Consider the following 18279-nt stretch of genomic DNA (forward strand, 5'->3'; position numbering starts at 1 on the left):
AGCACTTCCCCCGCTGGTTGAGCTTGTCGAAACCACCCCACCGGACACGCTCGACCCGCCGCCCCCGCTGGTTGAGCTTGTCGAAACCACCCACCGGGCACGCTCAACGCAGATCCGGGCACGCTCGACGCAGATCCGGGCACGCTCGACCCGCCGCCCCCGCTGGTTGAGCACTTCCCCCGCTGGTTGAGCTTGTCGAAACCACCCCACCGGGCACGCTCGACGCGGATGTGGGCACGCTCGACGCGGATGTGGGCACGCTCGACCCGCCGTGTCGCTCAACTAGAACGTGTTACAGTTCTGCGCATGGGACAGTACGACGGCCAGGTGGTTTACATCACCGGGATCGCCCGCGGACAGGGCCGCAATCACGCCATCCGATATGCACGCGAAGGCGCGGCGGTCATCGGTCTCGACATCGCCGCCCCGGTCACCGACCACGCCACCTACCCGCCCACCACAGCGGCCGATCTGGCCGAGACGGTACGCCTGGTGGAAGAGTCCGGCGGCAAAATTCTTGCCCGCCAAGGCGATATCCGCGACCTCGCCGTCCAGGAACAACTCGTCGCCGACGGTGTTGCCCAGTTCGGCCGCCTCGACCACGTGGTGGCCAACGCGGGCATCCTGACGTGGGGACTCAGCTGGGAACTGTCGGAGAACCAGTTCACCGATGTCATCGACGTCAACGTCAACGGCACCTGGAAGACGTTGCGGGCCACCATCCCCGCCCTCCTCGACGGCGACACCACGGGACGGTCGATCGTGGTGGTCAGCTCGGTGGCCGGCCTCAAGGCCATGCCGGTGCAGGCGTCGTACTCCGCGTCGAAGTTCGCGCTGACCGGCCTGGCCCAGACCGTGGCCAAGGAGCTCGCCCCGAGACGAATCCGGGTCAACTCGATCCACCCCTACGCCGTCGACACACCCATGGGTGTGGCCGACTCGTCGGCCCTCAAGATCTTCGAGATGAGTGAATACACAAGGTATTTCATCTCGATGATGGACCACTTCCCGGTGGCCTCGCTCGACGACATCTCCGACGCGGTCCTGTTCCTGACCTCGCCGCACGCCCGCGCGATCACCGGCACCCAGTTCGAGATCGACATGGGCAACTCGAAGGTCTGACCCCGCCTCAGAGCTGCCCGCCGACCCCGCCCGTCTCAGTCCCCGTACGACCGCTCGAATCCCTCGGGAATGATCAGATCGTCGCGGGAGAGTTCGTGAATGCTCTTGCGGCCCAGCCCCATCAGCACTCCGTCCAGGCCCATGCGCATGAGGTCGAGGACGTTCTCCACGCCGGCCTGCCCGTTGGCGGCCAGACCCCACAGATAGGCCCGGCCGATCATCACTGCGCGGGCACCGAGCGCCAATGCCTTGGCGACGTCGCTGCCGCGGCGAATACCGCCGTCCAGCAACACGTCGACCTCGGTGCCGACGGCGTCGGCGATGGGTCCGAGCACGCGGATCGTGGCCGGGGTGCCGTCGAGGTTGTTACCCCCGTGATTGGACACCGAGATGGCCGATGCGCCGATGTCGACCGCCCGCCGGGCGTCGTCGAGACGAGTGATGCCCTTCACCATGAACGGACCACCCCACTGCTCGCGCAGCCAGGCCAGATCCTCCCACGTGGGCGGCGGAGTGTTCATCCACTCGTAGTAGGCGCCGAAGAACGTGGGTCCGGGGGTGCCGGCCTCGGCGGGCAGGTTGGGTGCGGTGAGATCCGGGATGATCACCTTGCCACCGCGAATCCAGTCGAGAGCGTAGCGCGGCTTGACCGCGATCTCCGGCGCCAGCTTCAGCAGCGCCGCGAAGTCGACCTTCTCCGGGATCTCCGGGCTCCCCCAGTCGCGACCGGTGTTGAACACCCAGTCGGTGGTGACGATCAGCCCCTTGGCCCCCGCCGCCTTCGCGCGTTCCACCCGGGCCAGGATGTCGTCGCGGGAACCGAGCCAATAGATCTGGAAGAAGATCTTGTCGTTGACCGCGGTCACCTCCTCGATCGGGTGCGAGGCGAAGCTCGACAACCCCATCGCCGTTCCGCGGGCCGCCGCGGCGCGCGCCACCGCCACCTCGCCATCCGGATCCACGGCCTGCACGCCGGTCGGCGAGATCATCACCGGGAACGAGAGTTCTTGTCCCATCACGGTGGTGGTCATCTCGCGGTCGGGCTGCACACCCACCACGTGGGGCGCGAAGCCGAGTTCGGCGAAGGCATCGACGTTGTCGTTCACCGTGACGCCTGCCTGGGTGCCGGCGATCAGCGACGAGTAGACGGACTTCGGCAGCCGCTTACGCGCCCGACGCTGCGCCTCGGTGACGCTTTCGAACCAGGGATTGCGCGCCCAGGGATTGGTGACCATTACTCTTCCTACTTTCTCGATGCTCCAAGCCTTCTAGATGCCCTGGGGCGCGAAGCCCGCCAAGGGATTCTCGTCGCAGCTCTTCGACGGCGGACGGGTCATCAGCGTCAGCGGCACGCCTCGCGAATGATCCTTGTTCGCAGTGGGTTTCGTGCGTTCACCGGCGAGTAGCGCTTCGCCGTACCCCTGCACGCATTCCGGGTCCGGGCCGGCCAGCGGCAGCCCGGTGAAGAACTTCGCCGCCATACACCCGCCGCGACAGGCATCGAAATGCGCGCACTTGGTGCAGGCGCCGGCGTTCTGGGGCTCGCGTAGTTCGGCGAACAACTCGGAGTTCTGCCACACTCCCCGAAATCCGCCGTCCGACAGGATGTTTCCGGCAAGGAAGTTCTCGTGGATCGCGAACGGACACGCGTAGACGTCGCCGACCGGGTCGATGAGACAGACCACCCGACCGGCGCCGCAGAGGTTCAGGCCGGGAAGCCCGCCGCCGGCACCGCCGAAGGCCGAGAGATGGAAGAACGAATCCCCGGTGAGCACGTTCTCACCGTTGGCCACCAGCCACTCGTACAGGTCGCGTTGCTGTTCGGGCAACGGATGCAAGTCATCCCACACATCGGCGCCGCGACCCGAGGGGCGCAGACGGGTGATGCGCAGGGTTGCACCGTAACGATCGGCGAGGGCCTTGAACTCGTCGAGCTGGGCCACGTTCTGCCGGGTCATCACCACGCTGATCTTCGCGTCGGCGAAACCGGCCTCGGCCAGGTTCTCGAGCGCCCGGACCGCCATGTCGAACGAACCGGGACCGCGCACCGCGTCGTTGACCTCCGCGGTGGCGCCGTCCAGCGAGATCTGGACGTCGACATAGTCGGAGGCGGCCAGCCTCGCCGCAACCTTCTTGTCGATCCGCAAACCGTTGGTGGAGAACTTGACTCCTACCTGATGGTCCGTCGCGTAGTCCACCAGTTCCCAGAAATCGGGACGCACGGTGGGCTCGCCCCCGCCGATGTTCACGTAGAACACCTGCATGCGCTGCAACTCGTCGATGATCGCCTTGCACTGGTCGGTGGACAGTTCGCGCGGATCACGCTTTCCCGACGACGACAGGCAGTGCACACATGCCAGATTGCACGCGTAGGTGAGTTCCCAGGTGAGGCAGATCGGGGCGTCGAGACCGCGCTCGAACTGGTCGACGAGCCGACCCACCGCCGGTGGCGCGGCCGGCACTGCGGCGGCGAGTCCGGTTGCGCTGGACGGTAACTCAAGTGTGGTCATGGGCTGTGACTCCTTGGACTCGGGGAGTGCGTTCGACCGACGGACACGCACGAACACGCGGCGTCGGAAATGGACGGGGGCCAGACGAATCGACAGTCGGGCGCCAGACGGTCAGGCGGTGCGGGGCGTGATCATGCCGGAAGCGGCAAGCGCGCTGAGCGCCTGGAGGTAGAGCGCACGTTCGGGGGGCGCACTCACGCCGGCAGCAACGAGCGCATCCTGCGCGCTGTCGTGATCGGCGAGGGACGCCACGATGCCGACCACCGTCAGGTTCTTCAGGAACGAGAGCTTGCGGGTGCCGAAATGGTAGAGCAGCGCACCGAAGGGTTCGGGCCGCAGCGCCACCTTCGGATTGAGCCGCCACGCGGCGGTGACGTCGAACCCTGCGACATCAGGCGAATCGACGGGCCGGCGGCCGGCGACAGTGCTGCCACCGGCCGTCGGGTTCGATGTCGGTGCGGACATCAGTAGACCCCGCACATCCCGTCGATCGAGACCTCTTCGACCAGCGACTCGGTGACGAGTTCCGCGTCGACGTCGGCTGGGACCGTCGCGTCCTGCGCCGGCGTGGTTGTGTGATCTGCCATGATCTGGACCTCCTGTTGATCATCAAGTGAAGTGGATCACTGCACACTATAATGGCACCCGGTGCATAAAACAGTCCCCAGTCGAGAACTATCCGGGTGGACAGGTAACCCATGAGCCCGCCGGAGTCCGCCACGACCGCCCCTGCCACGTACGCACGGGCGGCGCCCGGGCGACGGCCGATCACGACGCGGGCCCAGATCAGCGCCGTCGCAATCGACCTGTTCACGCAGCGCGGATTCGACGAGACCAGTGTCGACGACATCGCCGACGCGGTGGGCATCGCGCGCCGCACGCTGTTCCGGTACCACCCGTCGAAGAACGCCATTCCCTGGGGCGATTTCGATGCCCACCTCGACGACATGCGCGCGCTGCTGACCGCCATCCCGGCCGACCTTCCGATAGCCGACGCCCTCACCGAGGCGTTGGTGAGCTTCAATCGGGTTCCGGCCGAACAGGCGGGAAGTCATCGCCGCCGGATGTCGTTGCTGCTGGGAGTTCCGGCACTGCAGGCACATTCGATGCTGATGTACGCGGAGTGGCGTCAAGTGGTGGCAGAGTTCTGCGCCGCGCGACTCGGCCTGGCAGAAAGTCACCACATCCCGCAGACGATCGGCTGGCTCTGCCTCGGCACCGCACTTGCGGCCTACGAACAATGGCTCGCCGACGCCGACGCCGACCTGACCGCGTTGATCGTCGACGGCTGCACCACGCTGTCCGACGGCCTGCGGGCGCTGCACTGAGCCAACCGTGACCGACTACCCTGATCCGGTGACGGCCCGATCTCCCGCACGCAGGACTCGGGAGGAATTGGCATTACAAGTAGAACGTGTTCTAGTTTTGAGGTGTGGAGTGTTTGTGACATGGCCGAACTGACCCCTCACGGCTCGCGGAGCGTGATCCTGACGGTGGCGCGCGTGATCGACGAGACCGCCGACGCGCGTTCGATCGTGTTCGAGATCCCCGACACCGCGAAAGACGCGTTCACCGAGTACAAACCGGGCCAGTTCCTCACGCTGCGCATTCCGAGCGACAAGACCGGCTCGGTGGCGCGCTGCTACTCGTTGGCGTCGGCCCCGTCGGTCGACGACCTCCCCAAGGTCACCGTCAAGCGCACCGTCGACGGCTACGGCTCGAATTGGGTGTGTGACAACCTCGCTGCCGGGGACACCGTCGAGGTCCTCCCCCCGTCGGGGGTGTTCACCCCACGCAGGCTCAACGAACCCCTGCTGCTCATCGCCGCGGGCAGCGGCGTCACCCCGGTGATGTCGATCCTGAAATCCGCACTCGCCTCCGGCGATGCGCCGGTCGTGTTCTTCTACGCCAATCGTGGGCCCGACGATGTGATCTTCGCCGAGGAACTGCGTGGACTCCAGCAGACCCACGCCGACCGCCTGACCGTCGTCCATTGGCTGGAGACGCTGCAGGGTCTACCCACCGAGCGACTCCTGACGACGGTGTTCCGACCATTCACCGCTTACGCGGCCTACATGTGCGGGCCCGGCCCATTCATGCATGCCGTCCACGCGGCGCTCGATGCCGCGGGCTTCGCCCACCACGACGTGCACTCCGAGGTGTACAACTCGCTTTCGGGCGACCCGTTCGCCGACGTGGACCTCGGCGAGGTGTCCGAGACCGAGCAGGCGCAGGCCGCCACAGTGGTCGTCGAGCTCGACGGCGCGTCCCACGAGCTGCGCTGGCCGCGCAGCAGATCGCTCATCGACATCATGCTCGCCGCGGGACTCGACGCCCCGTACTCCTGCCAGGAGGGCGAATGTGGTTCGTGCGCATGCACATTGACCGAGGGCAGCGTCGAGATGGACAATCCCGGTGCGCTCGACCCCGAAGACATCGAGGACGGTTACATCCTCGGCTGTCAGGCACATCCCACCTCCGAACGACTTCACGTGGAGTTCTGAATGCTTTCCAACGTTTCCCCGCAGCGCCTCGCACAGGTGATGTCGGCGTTTCTGCTGACCACCGGAACCCTGCACTTCGTGACGCCCACACCGTTCGACTCGATCGTCCCGCGCGAGATCACCGATGCCACCGGCACGTCCGCACGCAGCCTCACCTATGCCTCGGGTGCGGCCGAGGTCGCCATCGGTGCCGGATTACTCGGCTCGCGCACTCGCCGCCTCTCCGGTGCCGCGGCGGCCGCACTGTTCGTCGCGGTGTTTCCCGCGAACGTCAACATGGCGCGGATGTGGCAGCGCAAGCCCGCGCCCTATCGTGCGATCGCCATCGGTCGTCTGCCACTCCAGATCCCGATGATCGCCGCGGCCATCCGGATATGGCGCGGCTGATGGCCGATCGTGGGTGCCTTTCCGGATCCACGCTGTGACATCACCGGATTCCGAGGGGACATCACCGGATTCCGAGGGGACGCAGGAGACCGACCTCACGAGGCACCGGAGTCTGCATCGCCCCGACTCGGAGAGCCTCGACGCGCGCTCGCTGATCTGGCTGACCCTGATCGCTGCGGCGGCCGGTGCCGTCGCGGGCTTCGTCGGCGGCGCGTTTCGCTGGATGCTGATGCGTGCCGACGAGTGGCGCGGCGACATCGTGGACTGGTCGGTGCATCATCAGCCCTGGGGGTTGGCGGTTCCGGTTCTCATCTCGGCGGCCGCGGCAGCGGCCGCGACACAAATCGTGGTGTGGGTACCCCGCGCCGGGGGCAGCGGCATCCAGCACGTCGAGGCGGTGGAGCGAGGTGAGGCCGAGCCGCCCGACCTGTGGGTGATACCCGCGCGCTTCGTCGGCGGCCTGCTGTCGGTCGGCGTCGCCGGCCTGGTACTCGGCCGGGAGGGACCCACCGTCCACATGGCGGCCGCGATCGGCACGGCCGCTGGACGCCTCGCACGCGCCGGAAACACCGAAGTACGTCACCTGCAGACAGTCCTGGCGGGCACGGGTCTCGGGGTCGCCTTCAACGCACCCATCGGTGCCGCGTTCTTCGTGTTCGAGGAGATCGCCAAGGAGGTTCGTGTCCGCACCATCGTGTGGACGCTGGCCGCGGTGGCCATCGGGGTGGGCTGCAGCAGGCTGATCCTGGGCGATCATCCCGATTTCGGTGTGCAATCGGTGGCCACCCCCTCGCTCTGGTTGGTGCCACTGTTCGTGGTCTTCGGTGCGATCCTGGGGCTGATGGGTGTCGCGTACAACTGGCTCGTCATGAGGTGTTTGGCGTGGTTCGACGCGATCACCCGAGTCTCGGCGCCGGTCAAGTCGGCCGGCATCGGCGCGCTGATCGGCGCGGTGCTGCTATTCGCTCCCGAGATGACCGGCGGCGGCGACTCGGTGTCGCAGCGCGCGCTCGACGGATACCACTACGCGTTCTTCGCCATCGTGGTGCTGTTGGCGGTGCGCTTCATCGCCGGTCCACTGTCCTATTCGGCAGGCACACCGGGCGGCCTGTTCGCGCCGCTGCTGGCACTCGGCGCGCTCACCGGCCTGCTTGCCGGCCGCATCATGGAATTCGCGTCGCCGAGTTTCGGCCGCGAGCTCATGATCCCGCTCGTTCTGGTCGGCATGTCCAGCCTCTTTGCGGCCGCGGTCCGGGCACCCTTCACCGGTGTGGTGCTGGTGATCGAGATGACGACGGTCACCGAGGTCACCATTCCGATGCTGGTTGCCGGCGCGGCGGCGGTGATCGTGGCCACCCTGATGCGTTCGGCGCCGATCTACGACAGCCTGCGCGAACGCATGCTGCGGTCGGATCAACTCGCCTGACCGCCCCTGCCCCACCCGCGCCCCTCCCGGACGGATCAGCGTAGGGACCGAAAATGCTTGCGCTGCTCCGGGTCCAATCGCTCGACGGCGTACCCCAGTGCGGTACGGCCCATCTGCGCTGCGTGGTCGTCGAGGTAGCCGGTGAGCAGTGCGCCGTCGACGCGTTTGCCCATCTCCCGCAACATCCAGCCGAACGCCTTCTGGATCAGTGGCCGGTGGTCGGCGATCACCAGCGGCGCCACCGACAGCAGCGCGTCGGCATCACCGTGTTTGATGAACGCGAACGTGCCGATCACCCCAACCCGGCGATGCCACAGCGCGGGCGTCTTCGCGAACTCCCGCAGCGGCCCCACATCGGCGCGACGGTACTGCCACTCACCGAGGATCGGATCGGCCGACGAGTCGACGAGGTCCCAGTTGTTCACCTGCCCGGCGTGGACGGCGGCCACATAGTCACCGACCCAGGCCTGCGCAGCGGCTTCATCGGCGCGGTCGAACTCGGCGCGCATGAGAAACAGTGCCGTCAGCCGGATCTCGTGGAAACGCGAACCCAGCAGCTCGGTCACGGCATCCCGGCCGATACCGCGGAAACCCTTGGCCGCGGCCCGCAACCGGGGCACCGTGACGCCCAGGAACTCGTCACCCTCGCCATAACCGCCGGGGAAGGCCTGGAAGAAGCGTGCCGAGCCGGCGGCACGATCGGGATCGGCGAGCAGTTCGATGGCAGCGCTCACGTCGTGCGCCGACGGACGCCGGGCCACTGCCGCTACACCAGGTCGGAGATCGGGGTCCGTGCCTGCACTTTGGCGCGCGACTTCATCACCGCGCCGGCCTTGCCCGCACCGATCACCGCGGTGAGCACACCGTCGCGGCTGTAGTAGGCGAGGAATTTGGTGCCGTCGTCGTCCACGATGTGCACGTCGTCGTCGGGACGCGGATCGCCGATCAGCTGGATCTTCAGATCGAACTGGTCGCTCCAGAAGTAGGGCACCGCCGCGGTGACCGCGTCGGCGCCGGTGATCTGGCCGGCCACGATCGCGGCCTGCTCGACGGTGTGGTTCCAGTGTTCGACGCGACGCGGCGTCCCCTCTGCGCCCGCCTCTTCCGCACCCCTCCAGTTCGCGACGTCACCGAGCGCGTACACGTCGTCGGCGCTGGTGTGTCCGGTTGGGTCGCAGGCGATGCCGCCGCCCACCTCGCGCGCGGCGAGCTCGACACCCGAGCCGTCGAGGTAGTCCACCACAGGCGCCGAGCCGATCCCCACGACGACGAGGTCGGCGGGCAGATCGGTGCCGTCGTCGAGCCGCACGCCGGACACCGCGCCGTCGTCGCCGACACGGATGTCGCTGACACCGACTCCGGTACGCACGTGCACGCCATGCGCTTCATGCATGCGCCTGACCAGTGCCCCGATCCCGGTGCCCAACGCGGCGGCCAGCGGGGTGGGTGCGGGTTCGACCAGGGTGACGTCGAGTCCACGGGAGCGCAGGCTCGCCGCCACCTCACACCCGATGAATCCCGCGCCGATGACCACCGCGGTCCGCGCCGCGTCGATCTCTGCGCGCACGGCAACAGCATCGTCGTAGGTACGCAGGACGTGCACCCCGGTGGTGCCGGCCGGCAGATTCGGCAGCTGCCGCGGTCGCAGTCCGGTGGCGAGCACGAGATGGTCGTACGCGACGGTCTCGACCCGCGACGGGTCGTCGGTGTGTTCGACGGTGACGGTCTTGTGTCCGGGCGACACCGCGACCACGCGCTGCCCGAGGCGCAGGGTGATCGTCGCGGAGGTATAGAAGTCGTCGGGCTTGAGGTCGACGCGTTCGTCCTTGCCGAGCAACACCGACTTCGACAGCGGCGGACGGTCATACGGAGGATGCGCTTCGGCACCGATCACGGTGATCGGCCCGGCGTATCCACGCGTGCGTAGCGTCTCGGCGAGCCGGGCGGCGCCCAGTCCGGCGCCCACCACCACCACGCCTGCCGATGATTCGGTCATCTGTCCCCCTCATGCGTCGACGGGTCGCTCAGCGACCCGGGGCAACCGGTGTGACGTCGGCCACCAACCATGTTCCGTCGACATTACGCATCGAAACCCGGCGCGCGACAGGGGCCCGATCAACGACATCGCTTGCCCCCGGCTCATCGGCGCGCGTCGCCGATTCCGGTGCGGACGTACCGTTCGGCGCGCTGACCCGCTGGTCGATGAACATGAGCACGCGCGCGGTGTCCGGCGAATACCGCTCCACCCCGGACGCGAGCACCCGCACCGACATCGACACCTGCGATCCGACGGACCCGGGGAGCACGGCGTCGTTGCCCTCCGCGGCGTAGCGAACACTCAGCGGGTCGGTGAGATGCGCGCTCACCCGCTCCCGGTGCGCGGCGGTGTCGGCCGGACCGAAGGTCATCAGCGCCGCGATCCCGGCGTCGGCGGCGCGCAGCACCGCCGCCCGGGTGGCGTCGTCGGGAGCGGGCCGTGCGGCACGCGCGCCCGCCCATGCGCCGACCGCCACCAGCGCCGCAACGCCGATCACGGTGAGCAGGGCGGCGATCCTGCGCCGGTCGGCGCGGGTGAACCGGTGATGGGTCACCAGCGGCCGCGCCGGCGGGGTGGGGCACCACACCGCACGCACCCGGGCGCACACCGTCGACCATCGACTCATAGCCCGTTGACCTCGGCGATCTTCCAGGCGCCGCCGGTACGGGTCATCTCCAGTGACAGCGTGATGCGGTTGGCTGCCGGGTCGCCCCCGACGAGTTGCGGGTCAGAAGCCTGCGCCACGAGCAGCACCCGGGCGTGTGCCCCCTCGCCGTCACCGGTGGGGTCGGCGATCAGTCCCGCCGACATCACTTGTCCGGTAGTGGCAGCCGGTTCGGCGGCGACTGCGGCAATCAGCGCGTCGCGTGACCGTTCGAGCTTGCGGTGCTGGTCACCGGTGGTCACCGCGAGCACCCGGTCGGGGTAGCGCTGCGCGTCGGCGGGCGACGAGGTGAGCATCGTGGTCACCGCGGCCCGTGCCGAGGTGAGGACGTCGTCGTCGGTGCGCGCCCGGCGATCCTGCCGGGCATCGACCACCGCGAGGACCACAAGCGTGATGACGGCGAAAGCTGCGATCAGTGCAAGGCACCCGAGCATCCAGCGGAAGATCCGCGACCGACGTCGACCGCGGGCGCGCAGGTCGGCGGCCGCCTCGATCCGGGCGAGCCTGGCGTGACGAGTGGCCTCGTCCACCCGCGCCTGTGTCTGCCGCACATCGGTGTCGGTCACTCGAGCACCTCGGCCGCGGCCAGACGCCACCGGCCGCCACTCTCGACGTACGCGGTGCGCAACGTCCGGTCCTCCTCGGTGGCCGAGCCCGCCTTCGGCGTGGTGGCGATCCGGGCGCGGACCAGCGCGGTGGCATCGCTGACGCCCACACCGATCAGCGCCACCTCCTCGACATGCCAAGTGACCGAAGCGATTCCGTCGGACGGTGGCTGTTGTAGCTGCGCGGCGTGCACGTCGGCGAAATCACCGGTGACCAGTTGCCGCGCGTGCCGGCGGTCGGCTTGCCAGCGGGAGCCGTCGACGCTGAACACCGCCTGCACGATCACACCGGCCTGTGCGCGCAGTTCGGCGCGGTTGCCCTCGATTGCACTGTTCCCGGCGACCGTGCGCCCGAGCACCCCCACACCCGTCAACAGCAGTACGACGACAAGGACGGACACCGCACCGAGCACGACGCCCCGGCGCGGTTCGATGATCGCGCCACCGCCGGTGTGGACACCTCCCCCCTCGCTCGATGTCGTCATGGCAGGTATTGCACCGCCGCCACCTTGAGCCGGCCGTCCTCCGGCGTGACCAGTACCCGCAATCGGAAATCCCGTGACGGCGACACCTGACCCGCCGATGATGGGCGATAGATGACCGTGGCCGCGACGAGCACGGTCGCCGCGTCGCCCGATCGGGCCGCCACGCCGGTCCCGGTGACCGTGGCATGTGCGACGGTGCCGGTGCGCTCGACGAATTCGGTGTAGGACTGCGCGGATTGGGCGAACTCGTCGTGAAAGGTGCCGGTGGCACCGTCGAGAATGCGCTGCACCTGGCCGGGATCGGTGCTGTCGGGCCCCAACAGCAGCGACATCTCCGTCGCGACCGCGCGCTTGTAGTCGGCGTCGGAATGGGCCCCGGTCACCGACACCCACGACACGATCCCCGCGACGGCCACCACGAGCGCCGCGAGTGCACCGAGCACCAGCACCGCCCACCAGGCGGCGGGCACTCGCCGGCCGAGTCCGGCGCGGCCCCGCGCGTCGGTCAGATCGTCCACGGCCCGCCGCAACGCTCGGCGCGCGTCACGGTCGCGCACGATCGGGTCAGACTCTCGCGACGTCGTCGTCGGCATCGCCCTCCTTGGTGAGGATGTGCAATTTGCGTTTCGTGGTGCGCGCGGTGGGTGGTGTGTGCACAATTTACTCATCGTTCTCTAAGGAGGCCCTCGATGACAGAGAGTCGGCAAGCCCAGTCGCTGAGCACGACCTTCTTCCGGCGCAAACCCGTCGAGGGTGAGGGCGCTCCGGGAACCGGCGAGGGCGAGGAGCACCTCAAACGGAGTATCGGCACCTTCCAGCTCACCCTGTTCGGCGTCGGCGCCACGGTGGGCACCGGTATCTTCTTCGTTCTCCCCGAAGCCGTCCCCGACGCCGGACCGGCCGTCATCATCTCCTTTCTCCTCGCGGGCTTCGCGGCCGGCCTGGCCGCGATCTGCTACGCCGAGATGGCGTCGTCGGTCCCCGTGTCGGGGTCGAGCTACTCGTATTCCTATGCGACGCTGGGTGAGATCATCGCGGTGGCGGTCGGCGCCTGTCTGCTCCTCGAATACGGTGTGTCGGCGGCGGCCACCGCCGTCGGGTGGAGTGGCTATCTGAACAAACTGCTCGACAATCTCTTCGGCTTCCAGTTCCCCACCGCGCTCTCCCAGTCACCGTGGCCCGACGGCGACGTGCCCGCGGGCGTGTTCAACCTTCCCGCCGCCATCCTGGTGACCCTCTGCTGCCTGCTGCTGGTGCGTGGGGCCAGCGAGTCGGCGCGCACCAACACGATCATGGTGTGCATCAAGCTGTTCGTGCTGGTCCTTTTCTCCGCGATCGGCTTCACCGCCTTCCAGGCCGACCATTTCGCCAACTTCGCCCCCTTCGGTGCCGCCGGCATCACCGCCGCAGCCGGTGCGATCTTCTTCTCCTTCATCGGCCTCGACGCGGTGTCCACTGCGGGCGACGAGGTGCGCAATCCACAGAAGGCGATGCCGCGAGCCATCATCGGCGCACTGATCGTGGTGATCACCGTGTACCTGCTGGTGGCGGTCTCGGGTATCGGCGCGCAGGCCTGGCCGAAGTTCGCCAGTCCCGAACAGGCCGACGCCGGACTGGCGGTGATCGTGGAGAACGTGACCGGATCCACCTGGCCGGGCACCGTGCTCGCGGCGGGCGCGGTGATCTCGATCTTCTCGGTGACCCTGGTGGTGATCTACGGCCAAACCCGCATCCTGTTCGCCATGGGTCGGGATGGATTGCTGCCCAAGCAGTTCTCACACGTCAATCCCAAGACGATGACTCCGGTGTGGAACACCGTGGTCGTGTCCGTGGTCGTCGGAGTCCTGGCGGGGTTGCTCCCCATCGGCAAGCTCATCGACATGGTGTCGATCGGCACCCTCGTGGCATTCAGTGTGGTGTCGGCCGGTGTGCTCATCCTGCGCAACAAGCTGCCCGATCTGCCCCGCAGCTTCAAGGTGCCCGGTTATCCGATCACTCCGCTGCTCTCGATCGCGGCCTGCCTGTGGATCCTGTCCGGTCTTCATCTGGTGACGTATCTGGCCTTCGCACTGTGGGTCCTGGTATTCGTTGCGTTCTATCTCCTCTGGGGGCGCAAACACAGTCGCCTCAACGAGCTGAGTGCCGAGGAACTCGTCGCCGGCGGGGGCCAACCACTCAGCCAGCGGTTCAAGACATGGACCGGCATCGTCGTGGTGATCGGCGTGGTCGGGTTCGTGTTCGCGGCAATCTACAACCATCAGGATCACACCGCCGCCAGCGCACCCCTCAAGGACGGCAGTGCGCTGCTCACCGACTACATCAAGTCGGTCAACGACAAGGATTGGGGCACTGCCGAAGATCTGTCGTGCGCGGGCAGCCCGGCGCGGCAGAACGTCGACGCGCTCAAGGCCGGCAGCGGCACCTTCCTCGATGGGGTCACCTACGACCCGGAGAGCGTCGGCCTCGAGGATCTGCCGAAGGCGACCGGTGGCGACAACTACTCGGCGAGGTTCAGCCTCCAGGAGGACCTCGGTGACTCGAAGACATCGCCGACGCAAACGCCGATGACCGCCGAGATTCACCTCGGGGACGAGCAGTGCGTCATCTCCATCGCGAAGAAGTAGGGGTGATCCGGTGAGTATCGTCGTCGGGTACGTGCAGGGCGAGGGGGGCCTCGGCGGTGTGCAACTCGGCGCGATGCTCGCCGAGGCCATGAAGACCGAACTCATCGTCGCGACCGTGGTGCCCAAGCCGTGGGTCACGCCGTCGCCGGCGAAGGTCGACGCCGAGTTCGTCCAATGGACCGATCAGGTGGTGGAGCGCGCCCGCACCGAGGTCACCGAGTACATGGAGATCTATCCGCCGGACCTCCAGTGGAGGTTTCAGCGACTCGATCACCGCACCGCGTCGTCGGCGTTGATGGCCTTCGCCGACGAGGTGAACGCCGCTGCGCTGGTGATCAGTTCGACCGGTGACAGCCAGTTGGGGCAGATCCAGCCGGGCGCGACGGCCGACTCACTGCTGCATCGATCGAAGGTCCCCGTCGGCATCAGCCCCCGCGGCTACCGCTCCCCCAAGGACGGTCAGCTCAAACGGGTCACCGTCGCCCTGGCCGACGGCGGACCCGACGCCATCGCCGTGGTGGCCCGCGCCCGCGAACTGGCCGACCGGATGAGTGTGCCGCTGCGGGTGATCACCTTTGCGGTGCGCGGCGGCGCGATGTATCCGCCGCTCGTGGGGCTGTCGAGCGAGGACGTCGTGCTGGCGCAATGGCAGGACCAGTCCGGACAGGCACAGCAGCGGCTACGGGACGAGGGAGTGATCGACCCCGACACACCATGCCTGGTGGCCTCGGGGCGCGGATGGCGTGAGGCGTTCGATTCGGCCGAGTGGATCGAGGGCGAGGTGCTGTTCCTCGGAAGTACGCGCGAAGGCCTGATCGCGCAGGTGTTCATCGGGTCGCGCGCCAGCAAGATCGTCCGGCATTCGCCCGTACCGGTGGTGGTCCTACCCCGCTGACGCCAACAGCCGGTGGCAGCGAATCAGTCGCTCGCGCCACCAGAGTTCCCGATCGGGATTCACCCGCGGCGTCGATGATGCGACCTGGTCGTCGGAGCCGAACCATCGCGGGACCACGTCTCCGGATTCGGGAACGAACCCCGCGCCCACATCGACGGTGAACAGCGTTCCCGTGCCCAGCCCGCAGGCGTGGTCGAGAGTCGGTAGCGCCGCGGCGGCGGCGACTCCGGCAGCCATGCCGACCGCACTGTCGAGCGCACTGGAGATCACCACCGGAAGCCCGATCTGTTCGGCCAGCCGCGCCACCGACCGCATGCCACCGAGGGGCGCCACCTTGAGCACGGCGACGTCGGCGGCGTCGGCGGCCACCACCCGCATCGGGTCGGCGGCCTTGCGGATCGACTCGTCCGCAGCAATCGGCACGTCCACCGCGCGACGCACTGCGGCGAGCTCTTCGACTGTGGCACAGGGCTGTTCGACGTACTCCACGTCGCCGATCGCGCGGATCGCGGCGATGGCCTCGGGCACCGACCAGTGCCCGTTGGCGTCGACGCGCACCCGGTCGACCACCGCGCGCGCGGCGGCAACCCGTGCGACGTCGTCGTCGAGATCCTGCCCGGGTTCGGCGACCTTGACCTTCGCGGTACTCGCGCCCGGGTATCGCGCCAGGATCGCGGCCACCTCACCGGCGGGGACGGCCGGGACGGTGGCATTCACCGGAACCCGGTCACGCACCGCCGCGGGTGGCCCGAGGTAGGCGGCTTCGATACCGGCGGCCAGCCATGCCACCGACTCGGCGTCGTCGTACTCGGTGAACGGCGCGAATTCGCCCCAGCCGGCCGGGCCGCGAAACACCATCACCTCACGAATCAGGATGCCGCGGAAGCGGTTCCGCAGCGGTAGTGCCACCACAGCGGCGGATTCGAGCAGTTCGGCCACCGGCGGTGGCGTGCGGGTCACCGCCTCACCCGGCCAGGAAGTCGCCGACAACCGACTCGAACTGCTGCCGACGATCGCGGTGCACCGAATGCCCGGCGTCGATGATCTCGAAACCGGCCCGCGGGATCGACTCACTGAGGCGGCGCAGATGCTGCGGAGGCAGGAAGCTGCGGGGTCCGCCCGAGATCACCAGGGTGCGGCCGTTCACCACCGAGAGCTGTTCCCACCAGTGCGGCTCCGCCCGCCGGAACTGTGCGCCCACCTGATCGGCGACACCGCGGTCGAAGCGCAACACCGGGCGCGGATCGGCCACCAATGCACGCAGACCGCGCAGTCGTTCACCGAAGCCCGCGCCGGTGGTGATCTCCTCGTCGAGGTCTTGCTGGTCCCGGGGCATCGGGGGCACCTCCTCGAGGACGAGGTTGCGCACCCGTTCGGGTTCTGCCATCGCCACCCGCAGGGCGGTGTGGGCGCCCAGGGAATGTCCCACCACGTCGACGTGATCGAGCCGTGCCTCGTCGAGCACGAATCGCACGTCGTCGCGGAAGTCGTCGAGGTCGTAACGGTCGGCGTGCGCGCTGCCGCCGTGGCCGCGCAGATCCAGCGAGATCACCGACCGCCCCGCGCTGCGCAGAGCCCGGGCGAATCGCCGCCAGGTGCTGTGGTCACCGGCCATGCCGTGCACCAACAACACCGGCACCCCCGTATCCGACGCCACCGCGTCGGTAAGCCTGGGACCCGTGGGCCCCGCGTCGGTGGGCCCCGACATCCGGACGGCCAAGGCGAGATCGCCGGAACCGGAGACGGGACGGTGCAGGATGCGCATTGGCTCAACGATAGTCAAACACTGGTCGTACACCGTCGATGTCACGCCCGCGGCCGCGCTGGCGACAGGCAACCGCTTCCCATCCTCGGTCACGGGCGTGACATCGGCGTCGACCGGCCTGGTGCCGGTCTCGATTCCGCGCGTCGCATCCCCAACAACGCGCGCATCGGCGTCAGTGGTCGTGGAACCACCTGCTGTTCTTCGCGCGCCACACCATGTCTTCCCAGTACCCCCACGTGTGGGTGCCGACATTCGGGAAGTCGGTGGTGATCGGAATGCCCTGCAGGGCGGCGGCAACCTCGAACGATCGCGTCTGCGCGAGTGCCGCGACCTCCAGGGGTGTGCCCTTGACCGAGTCCACCGCATTCGTGTTGTAGCGGCCCCAGGTGGCCGACCCGGACCCAACCCTGATCTTCATTCCCCGCATCCGCGGCAACTGCACCAGGGCGTCGTTGCCTTCCCACCGTTTACTCCACGGTGGCCCCCACATCGCGTCGGCACTGAACGGACCCACCCCGGCCTCGACGCCGGCGTCGATCAGCGCGAGCCGGATCGCCTCACGCATGGTGGGGGCGGAGAGATTCAGGTACCCCGACATGGAGAACACGTGCGAGATGCGGTTGCGGTGATAGGCCCCGTAGATCATGGCGGCGTTGCCGCCCATGGAGATTCCCATCATCGCGTACTTGTGCCGGGGGCCCACGGCCAGTCCGCGGGCATCGAGTTCGGAGATGATGCGGTCCAGCCGGCACGTCCAGCGGTAGCGGTAGGTGATCTTGTTGCCCGGGCTCGCGGTGTTCCAGTCGGAGTAGAAGCTGGCCAGACCACCCACGGGTTCGACGACGTTGACGCCCGAATCGGCCATGCGCTGGATGCGGGTCTCGTGTCGCCACCCGCTCATGTCGCTCGTCGCGCGCAGACCGTCGAGCGCGATCACGGTCTTGTAGTTGTCCGCGCGGGTCCACATGTCGACGGGGGTGGCGGGCATTCCGCAGCCGCCGACGTAGAACCGGCCGAACCAGGCGGCATGCGCGCTACCCGCATTGATCCAGCCCGCCGCCAGGACGGTGCTCAGCAGCACCACGAGGACAACGGTTCGACGGGCGCGGATCGGACGCGCGGACACCCGCGGCCCCGGGAGACAGGAAGGCACGGACGAACATTAAGGGCCGCTCACACCGTCGATCCAGGCCTCGTGACCACAGGTCTCCGACATTGAGACCCGTCAGTTACCAAAGTGGCAGATGTGAAAGT

Annotated in this window: 19 protein-coding genes and 1 pseudogene; 7 read left to right on the forward strand and 13 right to left on the reverse strand. The window is 68.0% G+C overall.

Annotated features, from left to right (window positions below):
• Window positions 1-306 precede the first annotated feature (306 nt).
• The gene (locus tag ACWDSI_RS16585; protein WP_449757201.1) at window positions 307-1122 is read left to right on the forward strand and encodes a mycofactocin-coupled SDR family oxidoreductase; all 816 of its coding nucleotides are present in this window, start codon (window positions 307-309) and stop codon (window positions 1120-1122) included.
• 35 nt (window positions 1123-1157) lie between these two features.
• Here the strand turns inward: ACWDSI_RS16585 and mftD are convergent, their stop codons facing one another.
• The 4 genes from mftD to mftA all read right to left on the reverse strand — a co-directional run bounded on the left by mftD (window position 1158) and on the right by mftA (window position 4219).
• Window positions 1158-2357: a pre-mycofactocin synthase MftD gene (gene mftD, locus ACWDSI_RS16590; protein WP_449757202.1), complete on the reverse strand. Its 1200-nt coding sequence runs from the start codon at window positions 2355-2357 to the stop codon at window positions 1158-1160.
• A gap of 33 nt (window positions 2358-2390) precedes the next feature.
• Window positions 2391-3632, reverse strand: coding sequence for a mycofactocin radical SAM maturase (mftC, locus tag ACWDSI_RS16595; RefSeq protein ID WP_449757203.1), 1242 nt, complete (start codon window positions 3630-3632; stop codon window positions 2391-2393).
• A 111-nt stretch (window positions 3633-3743) separates the two neighbouring features.
• Complete coding sequence (gene mftB / locus ACWDSI_RS16600) at window positions 3744-4097, reverse strand: mycofactocin biosynthesis chaperone MftB (RefSeq protein WP_449757204.1); 354 nt, start codon at window positions 4095-4097, stop codon at window positions 3744-3746.
• Entirely contained in the window at window positions 4097-4219 is a 123-nt protein-coding gene (mftA, locus tag ACWDSI_RS16605; RefSeq protein ID WP_449746563.1) for a mycofactocin precursor MftA, read from the reverse strand. The genes mftB and mftA overlap by 1 nt, the downstream gene beginning before the upstream one ends.
• Window positions 4220-4330: 111 nt before the next feature.
• Between mftA and mftR the strand changes: the two genes are divergently transcribed.
• The 4 genes from mftR to ACWDSI_RS16625 all read left to right on the forward strand — a co-directional run bounded on the left by mftR (window position 4331) and on the right by ACWDSI_RS16625 (window position 7949).
• The gene (mftR, locus tag ACWDSI_RS16610; RefSeq protein WP_449757205.1) at window positions 4331-4960 is read left to right on the forward strand and encodes a mycofactocin system transcriptional regulator; all 630 of its coding nucleotides are present in this window, start codon (window positions 4331-4333) and stop codon (window positions 4958-4960) included.
• A gap of 120 nt (window positions 4961-5080) precedes the next feature.
• The gene (locus ACWDSI_RS16615; RefSeq protein WP_449757206.1) at window positions 5081-6136 is read left to right on the forward strand and encodes a 2Fe-2S iron-sulfur cluster-binding protein; all 1056 of its coding nucleotides are present in this window, start codon (window positions 5081-5083) and stop codon (window positions 6134-6136) included.
• Window positions 6137-6523, forward strand: coding sequence for a DoxX family protein (locus ACWDSI_RS16620; protein WP_449757207.1), 387 nt, complete (start codon window positions 6137-6139; stop codon window positions 6521-6523).
• A gap of 346 nt (window positions 6524-6869) precedes the next feature.
• On the forward strand, window positions 6870-7949 hold the full coding sequence (locus tag ACWDSI_RS16625) for a chloride channel protein (protein ID WP_449757208.1): 1080 nt from the start codon (window positions 6870-6872) through the stop codon (window positions 7947-7949).
• Window positions 7950-7984: 35 nt separating this feature from the next.
• Here ACWDSI_RS16625 and ACWDSI_RS16630 read toward each other — a convergent pair whose 3' ends face one another.
• From ACWDSI_RS16630 to ACWDSI_RS16655, 6 genes are read right to left on the reverse strand one after another with little or no spacing between them, the layout of a single operon-like run.
• Entirely contained in the window at window positions 7985-8710 is a 726-nt protein-coding gene (locus ACWDSI_RS16630) for a DNA alkylation repair protein (protein WP_449757209.1), read from the reverse strand.
• A 5-nt stretch (window positions 8711-8715) separates the two neighbouring features.
• Window positions 8716-9945 (reverse strand): NAD(P)/FAD-dependent oxidoreductase, encoded by a 1230-nt coding sequence (locus ACWDSI_RS16635; protein ID WP_449757210.1) that lies wholly within the window; start codon window positions 9943-9945, stop codon window positions 8716-8718.
• A 28-nt stretch (window positions 9946-9973) separates the two neighbouring features.
• A complete protein-coding gene (locus ACWDSI_RS16640) occupies window positions 9974-10612 on the reverse strand; it encodes a hypothetical protein (RefSeq protein WP_449757211.1) in 639 nt (212 codons plus the stop codon).
• Complete coding sequence (locus ACWDSI_RS16645; RefSeq protein ID WP_449757212.1) at window positions 10609-11217, reverse strand: hypothetical protein; 609 nt, start codon at window positions 11215-11217, stop codon at window positions 10609-10611. Before ACWDSI_RS16645 ends, ACWDSI_RS16640 begins: the two co-directional genes overlap by 4 nt.
• Window positions 11214-11741: a hypothetical protein gene (locus ACWDSI_RS16650; protein ID WP_449757213.1), complete on the reverse strand. Its 528-nt coding sequence runs from the start codon at window positions 11739-11741 to the stop codon at window positions 11214-11216. The genes ACWDSI_RS16645 and ACWDSI_RS16650 overlap by 4 nt, the downstream gene beginning before the upstream one ends.
• Window positions 11738-12334, reverse strand: a complete 597-nt coding sequence (locus ACWDSI_RS16655; RefSeq protein ID WP_449757214.1) for a hypothetical protein — start codon at window positions 12332-12334, stop codon at window positions 11738-11740. Before ACWDSI_RS16655 ends, ACWDSI_RS16650 begins: the two co-directional genes overlap by 4 nt.
• Before the next feature lie 96 nt (window positions 12335-12430).
• Here ACWDSI_RS16655 and ACWDSI_RS16660 point away from each other — a divergent pair.
• Window positions 12431-13876, forward strand: a pseudogene (locus ACWDSI_RS16660) (amino acid permease); the annotation flags it as partial.
• 499 nt (window positions 13877-14375) lie between these two features.
• Complete coding sequence (locus tag ACWDSI_RS16665) at window positions 14376-15260, forward strand: universal stress protein (RefSeq protein ID WP_449757215.1); 885 nt, start codon at window positions 14376-14378, stop codon at window positions 15258-15260.
• On the opposite strand, the gene ACWDSI_RS16670 is transcribed toward ACWDSI_RS16665, so the two are convergent.
• The 3 genes from ACWDSI_RS16670 to ACWDSI_RS16680 all read right to left on the reverse strand — a co-directional run bounded on the left by ACWDSI_RS16670 (window position 15249) and on the right by ACWDSI_RS16680 (window position 18109).
• A complete protein-coding gene (locus ACWDSI_RS16670) occupies window positions 15249-16220 on the reverse strand; it encodes an o-succinylbenzoate synthase (RefSeq protein ID WP_449757216.1) in 972 nt (323 codons plus the stop codon). The two genes, ACWDSI_RS16665 and ACWDSI_RS16670, sit on opposite strands and share 12 nt — an antisense overlap.
• Before the next feature lie 4 nt (window positions 16221-16224).
• A complete protein-coding gene (locus ACWDSI_RS16675) occupies window positions 16225-17025 on the reverse strand; it encodes an alpha/beta fold hydrolase (protein ID WP_449757217.1) in 801 nt (266 codons plus the stop codon).
• A 172-nt stretch (window positions 17026-17197) separates the two neighbouring features.
• Window positions 17198-18109 carry an alpha/beta hydrolase gene (locus ACWDSI_RS16680; RefSeq protein WP_449746577.1) on the reverse strand — a complete coding sequence of 304 codons (912 nt, stop codon included), beginning with the start codon at window positions 18107-18109 and terminating at the stop codon, window positions 17198-17200.
• Window positions 18110-18279: the final 170 nt, after the last annotated feature.

The sequence above is a fragment of the Gordonia sp. NPDC003429 genome (assembly GCF_053588575.1).